The organism is Achromobacter sp. (genome assembly GCF_032102605.1).
In the GTDB taxonomy this organism is placed as follows: domain Bacteria; phylum Pseudomonadota; class Gammaproteobacteria; order Burkholderiales; family Burkholderiaceae_B; genus Achromobacter.
In genome coordinates this window covers 27,981-41,335 of the sequence record NZ_DAMDGT010000019.1, presented here as the reverse complement: position 1 = coordinate 41,335, position 13,355 = coordinate 27,981, and the positions used below count along the sequence as shown (strand labels likewise).

At 66.3% G+C, this 13,355-nt stretch carries 11 protein-coding genes; 5 read left to right on the top strand and 6 right to left on the bottom strand.

Features of this window, described 5'->3' with window-relative positions; genetic code table 11:
* Positions 1–39 precede the first annotated feature (39 nt).
* From RT614_RS26650 to RT614_RS26625, 6 genes are all read right to left on the bottom strand, one after another.
* On the bottom strand, positions 40–1,035 hold the full coding sequence (locus RT614_RS26650) for a dipeptide ABC transporter ATP-binding protein (RefSeq protein ID WP_313625359.1): 996 nt from the start codon (positions 1,033–1,035) through the stop codon (positions 40–42).
* Positions 1,032–2,018, bottom strand: a complete 987-nt coding sequence (locus RT614_RS26645) for an ABC transporter ATP-binding protein (protein WP_313625357.1) — start codon at positions 2,016–2,018, stop codon at positions 1,032–1,034. Before RT614_RS26645 ends, RT614_RS26650 begins: the two co-directional genes overlap by 4 nt.
* Before the next feature lie 142 nt (positions 2,019–2,160).
* Positions 2,161–3,075: an ABC transporter permease gene (locus tag RT614_RS26640; RefSeq protein WP_313625355.1), complete on the bottom strand. Its 915-nt coding sequence runs from the start codon at positions 3,073–3,075 to the stop codon at positions 2,161–2,163.
* Positions 3,075–4,064 carry an ABC transporter permease gene (locus RT614_RS26635; RefSeq protein WP_313625353.1) on the bottom strand — a complete coding sequence of 330 codons (990 nt, stop codon included), beginning with the start codon at positions 4,062–4,064 and terminating at the stop codon, positions 3,075–3,077. The genes RT614_RS26640 and RT614_RS26635 overlap by 1 nt, the downstream gene beginning before the upstream one ends.
* Before the next feature lie 58 nt (positions 4,065–4,122).
* A complete protein-coding gene (locus RT614_RS26630; protein WP_313625351.1) occupies positions 4,123–5,694 on the bottom strand; it encodes an ABC transporter substrate-binding protein in 1,572 nt (523 codons plus the stop codon).
* A gap of 183 nt (positions 5,695–5,877) precedes the next feature.
* Positions 5,878–6,375 carry a MarR family winged helix-turn-helix transcriptional regulator gene (locus RT614_RS26625; RefSeq protein ID WP_313625350.1) on the bottom strand — a complete coding sequence of 166 codons (498 nt, stop codon included), beginning with the start codon at positions 6,373–6,375 and terminating at the stop codon, positions 5,878–5,880.
* A gap of 365 nt (positions 6,376–6,740) precedes the next feature.
* On the opposite strand from RT614_RS26625, the gene RT614_RS26620 reads away from it, so the two are divergent.
* Genes RT614_RS26620 through RT614_RS26600 form a run of 5 tightly spaced genes read left to right on the top strand, consistent with a single transcriptional unit; the run spans position 6,741 to position 13,353 of the window.
* Positions 6,741–8,963 carry an indolepyruvate ferredoxin oxidoreductase subunit alpha gene (locus RT614_RS26620; RefSeq protein ID WP_313625349.1) on the top strand — a complete coding sequence of 741 codons (2,223 nt, stop codon included), beginning with the start codon at positions 6,741–6,743 and terminating at the stop codon, positions 8,961–8,963.
* A 13-nt stretch (positions 8,964–8,976) separates the two neighbouring features.
* The gene (locus RT614_RS26615; protein WP_313625348.1) at positions 8,977–10,521 is read left to right on the top strand and encodes an indolepyruvate oxidoreductase subunit beta family protein; all 1,545 of its coding nucleotides are present in this window, start codon (positions 8,977–8,979) and stop codon (positions 10,519–10,521) included.
* 27 nt (positions 10,522–10,548) lie between these two features.
* Entirely contained in the window at positions 10,549–11,526 is a 978-nt protein-coding gene (locus RT614_RS26610) for a PDR/VanB family oxidoreductase (protein ID WP_313625347.1), read from the top strand.
* 19 nt (positions 11,527–11,545) lie between these two features.
* Entirely contained in the window at positions 11,546–12,865 is a 1,320-nt protein-coding gene (locus tag RT614_RS26605; protein WP_313625346.1) for an aromatic ring-hydroxylating dioxygenase subunit alpha, read from the top strand.
* A complete protein-coding gene (locus RT614_RS26600) occupies positions 12,862–13,353 on the top strand; it encodes an aromatic-ring-hydroxylating dioxygenase subunit beta (RefSeq protein WP_313625345.1) in 492 nt (163 codons plus the stop codon). Before RT614_RS26605 ends, RT614_RS26600 begins: the two co-directional genes overlap by 4 nt.
* Positions 13,354–13,355 lie beyond the last annotated feature (2 nt).

Below are 13,355 nucleotides of genomic sequence, written 5' to 3'. Positions count from 1 at the left end.
CTGCGGAGCCGCCAGCCGCCTTACGCAGCGCCCGCCGGATCACGCGGTGATCCGACCTTCCTGCACCGCGTGGCAGGCCACGACCGACACGCCCGCCAGCATCGCCACCGGCGCCTCGGCCCGGCAGCGGTCGTTGGCGTGGGGACACCGCGGATGGAACGTGCACCCCGGCGGCGGATTCAGCGGGTTGGGCACTTCCCCCGCCACCGCCGTGCGCGGCTTGCCGGCCCCGTTGATGTCGGGAATGGCTTCCAGCAGCATCCGCGTGTAGGGGTGCCGCGGCCGCGCGAACAGCTCGTCGCGCGGCGCGACTTCCACCATGCGGCCCAGGTACATCACGCCAACTCTGTCGGCCACGTGATGCACGACCGCCAGGTTGTGGGAGATGAACAGGTAGGTCAGCCCCAGCTTGCGTTGCAGGTCCTTCATCAGGTTCAGCACCTGCGCCTGCACCGACACGTCCAGCGCGGACGTGGGCTCGTCGCACACCAGGAATTCCGGATTCACCGCCAGCGCGCGCGCGATCGAGATGCGCTGGCGCTGGCCGCCGGAAAACTGGTGCGGATAGCGCCCCTGGTCCGCCGGGTCCAGGCCCACCTGCCGGAGCAGGTCGCCCACACGCGCCTCGCGTTCGGCCGGCGTCATCTGCGTATGCGTCAACATGGGCTCGGCGATGATCCGGCCAACCCGCCACCGTGGATTCAGGCTGGCATAGGGATCCTGGAAGATCATCTGCAGGCGCTTGCGCAAGGCGCGGCCGCCGGACTCCGACATGCGCGACAAGGGCTGCCCGTCAAAGCGGATGTCGCCCCGGGTCAGTCCATAAAGCCCCACCAGCATGCGCGCCACCGTGGACTTGCCACAGCCGGATTCGCCCACCAGGGCCAGGGTCTCGCCGCGGGCGATGTCGAACGACACGCCGTCCACCGCGCGCAGCATCACTTTCGGCTTGCGCGCCAGCGTGCGCTCCAGCCAGGGAGGCGACACATCGAACCAGCGCGCCGCGTCCTTCACTTCAACCAAGGGCGTGCTCATGCGGCCACCTCCAACGTATCGCCTTTGTCATGCAGCCAACAGGCTGCGCGGGACGTGCCCGCCGGCAGCAGTTCGGGCCTGTCGTGCGCGCAGCGCGGCAGGCGCTTGCCACAGCGCGGATTGAATGCGCATCCCGGGGGAATGGCGTTGAGCCGCGGCATGCTGCCGTCGATCTGCACCAGCCGTTCGGCGTGGCCTTCCAGCGTAGGGATGGATCCCATCAGGCCGGACGTATACGGATGACGCGGCTTGTGGATGACATCCGCCACCGGGCCGATCTCCGCCACGCGGCCGGCGTACATCACCGCCACGCGGTCGGCCGTTTCCGCGATCACGCCCATGTCGTGCGTGATCAGCATCACGGCCGTGCCGTTCTCGCGGCACAGGCGCTTGAGCAACTCGATGATCTGCGCCTGGATGGATACGTCCAGCGCCGTGGTGGGCTCGTCGGCCACCACCAGCTTGGGCTCGGCGGCCAGCGCCAGCGCAATCACCACGCGCTGCCGCATGCCGCCGGAAAACTGGTGCGGATAATGGTCGATGCGTTCGCGCGCGGCGGGAATGCCGGTGGACGCCAGCAGTTCGACAGCGCGGTTGCGCGCCTGCGACCACGTCATGTCCAGGTGGGTCACGATGGTTTCCGCCAGCTGCCTGCCCACCGTGTACAGCGGATTCAGGGACGTCAACGGATCCTGGAACACGGCTCCGATTTCGCGGCCGCGCACGCGGCGCATCTGTTCGTCGGGCAGGTTGTCGATGCGGCGCCCCGCCAGCAGGATCTCGCCGCTGGCGATGCGGCCGGGCGGTTCCAGCAAACCGATGATGGAGGCGCCGGTCAGCGATTTGCCGGCGCCGGATTCGCCCACCACGCCCAGGACTTCGCCGGCCTGGATGGAAAAGGACACGTCGTCCAGGGCGCGCAGCGTGCCGCGGCGCGTGGGAAACTCCACGCGCAGGTTGCGGACCTCTAGTAATGCGCTCATGCGCGATACCTCGATTCAAATACCTGTTGCACACGCCCGCGGCATCCCGTCTGGCGGGGCCGCAGCGGATCCGGGTGTCCCGGTCCGAGCGCGGCGGCCCCGTGAGGGACACTCGCCGCAGGCGTTTCGGAGATGGGCCGCATCACATCAGCCGCGGGTTGAGCGCATCGCGCAGCCAGTCGCCCAGCAGGTTGACCGATAGCACCAGCAGCACCAGCGCTGCGCCCGGGAAAATGGTGATCCACCACTCGCCGGAAAACAGGAAGTCGTTGCCGATGCGGATCAGCGTGCCCAGCGAAGGCGCGGTCGGCGGCACGCCCACCCCCAGGAACGACAGCGTCGCCTCGGTGATGATCGCCGTCGCCAGGTGCACCGTGGCCAGCACCAGCACGGGGCCCAGCACGTTGGGCAGCACGTGGCGGAACATGATGACGGGCGACGCCACGCCGATCACGCGCGCGGCCTGCACGTATTCGCGGTTCTTTTCCACCAGCGTCGAGCCGCGCACGGTGCGGGCGTACTGCGGCCAGCCCGCCAGCGCGATCGCGCCAATCAGGACCGGGAACGCGATGAGTTCGTGCAGTTCGCGCGGCACCGCCGCGCGCGCCACGCCGTCGATCAGCAGCGCGATCAGGATGGCCGGAAACGACAGCTGCACGTCGGCCACGCGCATGATGAAAGCGTCGATCCGGCCGCCGGCATAGCCGGACACCAGGCCGAGCACGATGCCGATCAGCATGGACAGCAGCACGGAAGCCAGGCCGATCAGCAGCGACACGCGCGTGCCGTAGAGGATGGCCGAGTACAGGTCGCGGCCCTGGCTATCGGTGCCAAGCAGGTAGGTGGCCTGCCCGTTGGCTTCCCAGGCCGGCGGCAGCAGCGCGTCCAGCAATTCCACCTTCGTCAGGTCGAACGGATTGTGCGGCGCGACCCAGCCGGCCCCGAAGGATCCGATCAACAGGGCCGCGAGCAGCACGGTGGCCACGATGGCCACGGGGGCCCGGCGCCAGGCCCAGGCGATGTCGCTGTCCCACCAGCGTTTGAGTACGGCGCGCATCAGTGAGCCCCCCCGCCGCGAGTCATCCCCGAACGCAACCGCGGGTCCACGACGAAATACAGTAGATCGACGATCAGGTTGATCACCACGAACACCAGCGCGATCAGGCACAGGTACGCGGCCATGACCGGCACGTCGGCGAATTGGACCGCCTGGATGAACAGCAGGCCCATGCCCGGCCACTGGAACACGGTTTCCGTGACGATGGCGAAGGCGATGATGCCGCCCAGTTGCAGGCCGGTGATGGTGATCACCGGCACCATCGTGTTCTTCAGGGCGTGCCCGAAATGGATGGCGCGCCGTTTCAGGCCGCGGGCGCGCGCGAACTTGATGTAGTCGGAACGCAGGACCTCCAGCATTTCGGAGCGCACCAGCCGCAGCACCAGCGTCATCTGGAAGAGCGACAAGGTGATGGACGGCAGGATGAGGTGCTTCCAGCCCGTGGCGGTAAAGAGGCCCGACGTCCACCATCCCAGCGCGACCGTGTCGCCGCGCCCATAGCTGGGCAACCACCCGAGCTGCACGGAAAACACCAGGATCAGCAGGATGCCGATCAGGAACGTGGGCAACGACACGCCAAGCAGCGAACCGGCCAGCAGCATCTGGGAGACCAGGCTGTTGCGCTTGAGCGCCGTATAGACGCCCAGCGGCACGCCGACGACCAGCGCCAGCAGGGCGGCCACCATGGACAGCTCCAGCGTGGCCGGCAGCCGCGATTTCAACAAGGTGGATACGGGTTCGCTCTGGCGCAGGGAGATGCCGAAATTGCCCTGTGCGGCGTTGGCCACGAAATGGCCGAATTGAACGATGGCGGGCTCGTTCAGGCCCAGGCGCTCACGCAGTTCGATGCGCTCGGCATCGGTGGCGTCCTGTCCCAGCATGATGGTGACGGGGTCGCCGACGTATTGGAAAAGCACAAAGGCCAGTAGCGCGACGGTGAGCATCACCGCTACGGCCTGCAACAGGCGACGCAGAATGAAGGCGAACATAGGCGAAAAAAACAAAGACGGCGGAACCGGGTAGGTCCCGCCGTCTGGTTAGCCTGGATCAGTCGATCTTGACCCAATCGGCAACGAGGCGGTTGTCGGCGCGGTGGATGACCGTGACGTTCTTGCGCATTGCCCAGGGGATGACCTGGTCATGCAGCGGGATGTGCCCGAAGTCCTTGGCGTGCCCTTGCAGCACGGTGATGATGTCGGCGTCGCGCTTGGCCGGATCGGTCTCGGTCTTGATCCGGTCGATGATGACGTCCAGTTCCTTGTTGCTGTAGTTGCCCAGGTTGTACATGCCGTCCGCGCCTTCGCCCTTGGTGCGGATCAGGTTCTGCAGCGTGTACATGGCGTCGAACGTGGGCACGCCCCAGCCGAACAGGTAGGCGCTGGTGTCGAACGACTGCACCTTCGGGAAGTAGGTGGAACGCGGCATGGCGTTCATGGTGGCCTTGACGCCCACCTTGGCCCACATGCCCACCACGGCCTGACAGATGGCTTCGTCGTTGATGTAGCGGTTGTTCGGGCAGTCCAGCGTGAAGTTCAGGGTGCCGTCGTAGCCGGCTTCCTTCAGCAGGGCGCGGGCCTTTTCGGGATCGTACGGCACGCGCTTGTGCACCGATTCGGCCCAGCCATGCACCTGCGGCGCGATCATCGTGCCGGTGGGCGCGGACAGGCCGCGCATCACGGCGCGCTTGATGGCGTCGACGTCGATGGCGCGGTACAGCGCCTCGCGCACGCGGATGTCCTGGAACGGATTCTTGCCCTTGATGTTTGAGTACTGGAGTTCGGGACGCTTCTGGTCCAGGCCCAGGTAGATGGTGCGGTATTCGTTGCCTTCAACGACCTTCTGCGCCTGGCGGATACGTTCCAGGTCCTGCGCGGCCGGATCCAGCACGAAGTCGATTTCGCCGGACAGCAGCGCAGCGGTGCGCGTGGCGTTCTGCTTGATCGGCGTGAACACCACTTCGGTCACGTTGCCGACCTTGCCGGCCTTGTTCCACCAGTCCTTGTTTTCTTCGAAGACGGTGCGCACGTCGACTTCGCGGCTCTTGAGCTTGTACGGGCCGGTGCCGTTGGTGTTGCGCGCGCCGTAGGTTTCTTCCTTGTTGACGTAGTCCTGCGGCTTGGCGATGTTGTTCTTTTCCGACCAGGCCTTGTTCATGATGAACACGTTGGTCAGCTGGCGCAGCAGCACGGGATTGGGCGCCGAGGTCTCGACTTCGACGGTCAGCTCGTCGATCTTGCGCGCTTCCTTGATGCCCGTGGTGTACGCCTTGTAGTTCGACGTGGGCGCCATGGCGCGGTGGATGGAGAAGACCACGTCGTCCGCGGTGAACGCGGCGCCATCATGGAATTTGACACCGGGGCGCAGCTTGAAGCGATACAGCGTGGGCGAGACCTGTTCCCATTCGGTGGCCAGGCGCGGCGACACCTTGAAGGACTTGTCGTAGTCGACCAGGGGCTCGTAGATGTAGCTGTTGGCGGCGATCGTCATGCCTTCGTTCTGCGAGTGCGGGTCGAAGGTGAGGATGTCGCCTTGGGCGGCCCAGCGGAAGGTCTTGGCTTGCCCGATCGAGGGCACTGCCACGGCGGCGGCGATCGCGATAGCAATCAAAGTGCGGCGCATAAGTATCAACTCCTGACAGTAGTCTGAATATCGGCGCGAGTGTGCCTACCGGCAAGACCCGCGTCAATTCAGGGTTTGTGCGTACCGGAGACGGTTTTCACAGAGGAATGACAATCAGGGACGCATATGCTTGTAACAAAATAATCGGACCGAACAACGTTCGAGTGCGCGCGCGCAACGGACTTAGTCTTCAGCGTCGATCGGGAGCTCGAGCGGGACGTGTTCGGTCATGAGCACGCCCAGCATGTCGATCAGCATGGCCGCCTTGGCTTCGCCGAAGGGCGCTAGCACCGCCTTCTGGTGCTGCAGGGCCTGTTCGCACAGGCCTGCGATGAGGTTCGAGCCCTTGGCCGTGATGCAGACGCGTGTCTGCCGGCGGTCCGCCCGCACGCCGGTGCGCGCCACCAGGCCCTCGGCTTCCATGCGTTGCACCACCTTGCTGAGCGTGGGCTGCTTGGTGATGGCCAGGACCGCCAGGCTGCCGATGGTTTCGCCGGCGCTGCCTTGCAGGCTGGCCAGCACCCGCCATTCGGTGACCGACAGGCCCGCCGCCTTGACCTGCATGTGGAATTCGGCCGAGATGCGCTGGCTGGCCTGCGCCAGCAGATAGGCCAGGTAGCCGTCGACGAACCGGGGGCCCGGCATGGCGGCGCGGCTGCCCCGCGACTTAGCCGCCCGCATGTTGGTTTGCTCCCACGCACCGGTTTCCAAGGCTCGCCCCTTTGACGAAAAGCGCATTGCACCACGACGGCGCAGCCAAGCGCCATGATGTACCGCAATGCTGTTGCGCAGCACAGGGTATACCCCGAATCGCAACCCGTTTTTGCACCATCTCAGCGCTCCGATAGACGTTTAACCTAGGGAAGAGCCAGTATATACACCCTTGTTTTAGCGTGATATTTTTTAATTTCCATGAAATTTCATCTTTTTTGTTGACAGCTAAAACGTTGACTCCTAAAGTATTTTTCAGGCGACGTTTTCGTGATGGTTCGATGCTGCATGGCAGCACGGGTTGAGGGCCGCGCCGGTCCGCGAAAGGGATCCAGATGGCTGAAAGGTCTTTCAAGAAAGAAGTGCAGCAATTGCGCATCGGCGCGGGCGAAGAGTTCCGCGGCGAAGGGATTCTTGCGGTCACCAAGGCGCTGCTGCAATCGGGCGTCGGCTACGTCGCCGGCTACCAGGGTTCGCCGATCTCGCACCTGATGGACGTGCTGGCCGACGCCAACGACATCCTGCAGGAACTGGGCGTGCACTTCGAAGCCAGCGCCTCGGAAGCCACCGCCGCGGCCACCCTGGCGGCTTCCGTCATGTACCCGATCCGCGGCGCCGTCACCTGGAAGTCCACGGTGGGCACCAACGTCGCCTCGGATGCGCTGGCCAACCTGGCGTCCGGCGGCGTCACCGGCGGCTCGCTGGTCATCGTGGGCGAGGACTATGGCGAAGGCTCGTCGATCATGCAGGAACGCTCGCACGCGTTCGCGATGAAGTCGCAGATCTGGCTGCTGGACCCGCGCCCCAACCTGGAAAGCATGGTCAAGGCCGTGGAAGACGGCTTTGAATTGTCGGAGGCCAGCAAGACGCCCGTGATGCTGCAACTGCGCATCCGCGGCTGCCACGTGCACGGCCGCTTCATCGCGAAGGAAAACAAGCGTCCCGCGTTTTCGCTGGCGCAGGCGCTGGAAAGCCCGGCGCGCGACACCAGCCGCATCGTGCTGCCGCCCGCGTCATTCCTGCACGAGCAGGAGAAAATCAAGGAACGCTGGCCCGCCGCCATCCGCTACATCAAGGACAACAAGCTCAACGAACATTTCGACGGCGACCAGGACGACATCGGCCTGATCCTGCAGGGCGGCCTGTACAACGGCGTCATCCGCTCGCTGCAACTGCTGGGCCTGGCGGACAACTTCGGCAACAGCCGCATCCCGCTGTACGTCATGAACGTCACCTACCCCGCCATCGAAGACGAGGTCATCGACTTCTGCCGCGACAAGCGCGCCGTGCTGCTGCTGGAAGAAGGCCAGCCCGACTACATCGAACAGAACCTGCACGCGGTGCTGCGCCGCGCGGGCGTGGGCACGCGCCTGTCCGGCAAGGACGTGCTGCCGATGGCCGGCGAATACACCACCCAGGTCATGCGCGACGGCCTGCGCGAATTTCTCAAGCGCAACCGGCCGGAATCGCTGCAGACGCACCCGGCCGTCGCGGCCGACGCAGAGGCGGAAAGCGGCCAGATCACGATCACGGAAGTCGCGCGGCCCAAGCCCGCCCGGCCCGTCGAGCAGCCCATCACGTTTCACAAGCACGTCGAGGGCCTGGCGGCCGTGGTGCCGCCCCGGCCCGCGGGCTTCTGTACGGGCTGTCCGGAACGCCCCATCTTTTCGGCGCTGACGCTGGCGCAGGAAACGCTGGGCCAGCATCACATTTCGTGCGACATCGGCTGCCACCTGTTTTCAATCCTGCCGCCCTTCAACCTGGGCGCGACGACGATGGGCTATGGCCTGGGCGCCTCCAGCGCGGCGGCCTTCAACGTGCCGGCCGCCAAGCGGCCCATTTCCATCATGGGTGACGGCGGCTTCTGGCATAACGGCCTTGCGTCCGGCATCGGCAACGCGGTGTTCAACAAGTACGACGGCGTCATCGTCATCGTCGACAACTTCTACGCGTCCGCCACCGGCGGGCAGGACATCCTGTCGTCGCGCGCCGACAACCCGGACCGCTCGACCAACAATCCCATCGACCAGGCCGTGCGCGGCGTGGGCGTGAAGTGGGTCCGCACGCTGGACCGCACGTACGACGTCGCGAAGGTGCGCGCCACCATCGAAGAGGCGCTGACCACCGATATCAAGGGTCCCAAGGTCATCATCGCGCAGTCCGAGTGCATGCTGAACAAGCAGCGGCGCGTGAAGCCGCTGTTCAACAAGGCGGTCAAGGAAGGCAAGCGCGTGGTGAAGGAGCGGTTCGGCGTGGACCCTGACGTCTGCACCGGCGACCACGCCTGTATCCGGCTGTCGGGCTGTCCGTCGCTGACGGTGAAGGACAGTGGCGACCCCCTCAAGGAAGACCCCGTGGCGCACGTGGAGAGCAGCTGCGTGGGCTGTGGCAATTGCGGCGAAGTCGCCCACGCCGCGGTCCTGTGCCCGTCCTTCTACCGCGCCGACATCATCCACAACCCCACCGGCGCCGACCGCTTCATGGCCCGCATGCGCGGCGCGGTGATCGGCTTCCTGCAACGTCGCCGCGCGGCGCGCCTGGCCCAAGATGCCCTTTAAGGAAACCAGCTCCATGAACGCGGCGGCAATGCAGCAAGGCAACCCCATCAAGATCGCCATCCTGGCCATGGGCGGCCAGGGCGGCGGCGTGCTGGCCGACTGGATCGTCGACATGGCCGAACACGCCGGCTGGTGGGCGCAGACCACGTCGGTTCCCGGCGTCGCGCAGCGCACCGGCGCCACGATCTACTACCTGGAACTGCTCCCCGAGGCCGACGTGCAACGCGCGGGCCGCCAGCCCGCGCTGGCGCTGATGCCCACGCCGGGCGACGTGGACCTGGTGGTGGCGGCCGAACTGATGGAAGGGGGCCGCGCCATCCAGCGCGGCCTGGTGACGCCGGAACGCACGGTGCTGATCACCTCTTCGCACCGCAGCTACGCCGTCAGCGAAAAATCCGCGCCCGGCAACGGCATCGCCGATCCGAACAAGGTGCTGGACGCCGGCCGCGCGGCGGCCCGGCGGTTCCTCTGCTTTGACCTGCAGGACCTGGCCGACCGCGCCGGCAGCGTCATCAGCGCCAGCCTGTTCGGCGCGGTGGCCGGCAGCGGCGCCCTGCCCTTTGCCCGCGAAGACTACGAGGCCACCGTGCGCCGCGCCGGCCTGGGCGTCGACGCCAGCCTGCGGGCGTTTGCGCTGGGATTCGAGTCCGCGGACAAGGCGCCGGCGCAGCCCGCCGCCATCGACCTGGCCCGCCCGGTTCCGGCCGTGCCCGAGCGCGCCGCCAGCCCGCGCACGCAAGCGCTGCTTGACGCCATCCGGCGCGACTTCCCGTCCTGTGCGCAACCGATGCTGGCCGCGGGCGTGCGCCGCCAGCTTGAATTCCAGGACCTGGCCTACGCCCAGGACTACCTGCGCCGCATGAAGGCGATCCGCGACCTGGACGGTCAACACGGCGGCGAGGCCCGCCAATGGGCATTGACCTGTGCCGCCGCGCGCTACGTGGCCACGGCCATGGCCTACGACGACGTCATCCGCGTGGCGGACCTGAAGACGCGCGGATCGCGCTTCGAGCGCGTGCGGACGGAAGTTGGCGCGCGCCCCGGCCAGCTCGTCGACACGACGGAATTCATGCATCCGCGGCTGGAAGAAATCTGCGGCACCCTGCCGTCACGGCTGGGCCGGTGGCTGGAGGGGTCCAACGCTTTCGGCGGCTTTGTCGAACGCCGCCTGGGCAAGGGCCGCCGCATGCGCAGCGGCACCCTGGGCGGCTTCCTGATGCTGTACACGCTGGCCGGCATGCGGCGCTTTCGCCGCAGCACGCTGCGCCACCAGATCGAAACAGAGGGCCTTGAGGAATGGCTGGCGCTGATCGCGCGGCTGGCCCCGCAGGACTACGCGCTGGCGGTCGAGACCGTCAATTGCCGGCGGCTGGTCAAGGGCTACAGCGACACCCATGCGCGCGGCGGCGGCAAGTACCGGCAATTGATCGCGGCCGCCGCGCAGCTGGCGGGCCGTCCCGGCGCGGCCGACGCGCTGCGCGCGCTGCGCGACACGGCGCTCGCCAATGAAAAGTGCGGGCCCATGGAACGCCAGCTGGCTGAAAAACTGGCCGCCTGAGGCCGACACAAGACAGAGACAGACATCGTGCAGACACTCAAACTCATCGTCCGGGAAGTCCGCCAGGAATCTTCGCTGATCCGCGCCTTCCGGCTGGCGCGCGAAGACGGCGGCACGCTGCCTGCGTTCGGACCAGGCGCGCACTTGAAGGTAACGATCCCCGGCCTGCGCGATCCGCGCTGCTATTCGCTGGTGCAGCTTGCGCCCGAGGCCGGACGGTTCGCCGAGCCCGTCGAGTACCGCCTGGGCGTGCGGCTGGAAGAGACCAGCCAGGGCGGCTCGCGGCACATGCATGCGCTGGCCGAGGGCGACGCGTTGACCGTCGAGGGCCCCAAGAACGACTTTCCGCTGCACGAATCGCCGGCGGGCGACGAACCCGTCGTTCTGATCGCCGGCGGCATTGGCATCACGCCAGTGGCCTCCATGGCCGCCGCACTGAAGGCCGCGGGCCGCGCCTTCCATCTGCATTACTGCGGCCGCAGCAAGGACCAGCTTGCCTTCCTGCCGGAGCTCCAGGTGCTGGCGGGCGACGACCTGACGCTGCACGCCGACGACGATCCGGCCAGCCGCTTCGATCTGCAGGCGCTGCTGGAATCGTCCACGCCGCGCCAGCACCTGTACGTCTGCGGCCCCAAGGGATTGATCGATGCGGTGATACAGGGCGCCCGCGCGCGCCACTGGCCCGACGCCCACATCCATTTCGAACTGTTCGTGACGGCGGCGGCCCAGGCCGGCGACCAGCCGTTCGAGGTCGAACTGCGCCAGTCCGGCCGTGTGCTGACCATTCCCGCCGACAAGACCATCGTCGACGTCATGGAAGAAGAAGGCTGCGATCCCATGTTCGACTGCAAGCGCGGCGAATGCGGCGTCTGCCAGGCCACCGTGCTGGAAGGCGAGCCCGACCACCGCGATTACTACCTCTCGGACACCGAGAAGGCCAGCGGCAAGATCATCCAGATCTGCATCTCACGCGCCAAGTCCGCGCGCCTGGTGCTGGACCTGTAGCCCGGACAAGGAAGCGACCATGGCCAACTACCGCGACAATCCCGACGCCATCCGCGCCCTCGTGCGCGACACCGAGGTGCACAAGGACCTGTTCATCGACCAGGAACTGTTCGACCTGGAAATGGAACGCCTGTACGCCAACACCTGGGTCTTCGTCGGCCACGACAGCCAGGTGCCCAATCCCGGCGACTACGTCACCACCACCGTCGGCAACCAGCCCGTCGTGATGGTCCGGCACAGCGACCGCAGCGTGCGCGTGCTGCACAACCGCTGCCCGCACAAGGGCACGATGGTGGCGGGCGACGCCTGCGGCAATACCGGCAAGTTCTTCCGCTGCCCCTATCACGCGTGGACCTTCAAGACGGACGGCAGCCTGCTGTCGATTCCCCTGAAGAAGGGCTACGAAAACACCGGCCTGGAGAACTGCGAGGCCAGTCAGGGCATGGCGGCCGTGAAAGACGTGAAGAACCACCGCGGCTTCGTGTTCTGCCGTCTGAACCCGCAAGGCCAGTCGTTCGAGGACTTCTTCGGCGAATCGCTCTCCACCCTGGACAACATGGTGGACCGCTCGCCCGAAGGCCGCCTCGAAGTCGCCGGCGGCGTATTGCGCTACATGCACCGCTGCAACTGGAAGATGCTGGTCGACAACCAGACGGACACCTGCCATCCGATGGTGGCCCACGAGTCCTCCGCCGGCACTGCCGTCAAGGTCTGGGAACAGGCGCCGGATGGCACACCCAAGCCCATGGCGGTCGAACTCTTCGCCCCGTTCATCTCGCCCTACGAGTTCTTCGAGAACATGGGCATCCGCGTGTGGGAAAACGGCCACGGGCACACGGGCGTGTCCGATTCGATCCATGCGTCGTACTCGGGCATCCCCGGCTACTGGGAATCGATGGTGGCTGCCTACGGCGAGGAACGCGCCAAGCAGATCCTGGGTGACGTGCGCCACAACACGGTGTACTTCCCCAACATCATGGTGAAGGGACCGATCCAGACGCTGCGCATCTTCAAGCCCATCGCCGCCGACCGCACGCTGGTGGAGTCCTGGACGTTCCGGCTGGTCGGCGCGCCGGACCTCCTGCTGGAGCGCACGCTCATGTACAACCGGCTCATCAACGCGCCGACGTCCGTGGTGGGCCACGACGACCTGGAAATGTACGAACGCGCCCAGGACGGCCTGCATTCCCGCGCGCGCGACTGGGTGAACGTGGGGCGGCTGTATGCGCCCGGCGAGGAAGACCAGAAGAACGTCACCACGAATGGCACCAACGAGTGGCAGATGCGCAACCAGTACCGCGCATGGGGCCGCTACATGACCGGACCGGAGTCGGTATGAGCGCAAGCGACCGCGAGTTGATCGATTTTGTCTATGCCGAGGCGCGCATGCTGGACGAACTGCGCTTCGAGGACTGGCTGGACCTGTACACCGAGGACGGCCATTACTGGATGCCGCTGGCGCATGGCCAGACGGACGCGAAGCTGCACGCTTCGCTGATGTACGAAGACAAGCTGCTTCTGCGCGTGCGCGTCGAGCGCCTGGCCGGCCAGCGCACGTTTTCGCAACAGCCCAAAAGCCGCTGCCACCACCTGCTGCAGGCGCCCACCATCGAACACGGCCACCCGGAGTCGGCTCCGGCCGAGGGCCGCCACGTGGTGCGCACCGCCTTCCATTATGTCGAGACCCGGCAGGACTCGCAGACCCTGTACGCCGGCTGGGCCACGCACACGCTGGTGGAGCAGGACGGCAAGCTTCGCATCCGGCAAAAGCGCGTCGACCTGGTCAACTGCGACGCCGCCTTCGGCAACATCCAACTGTTCATGTAGGA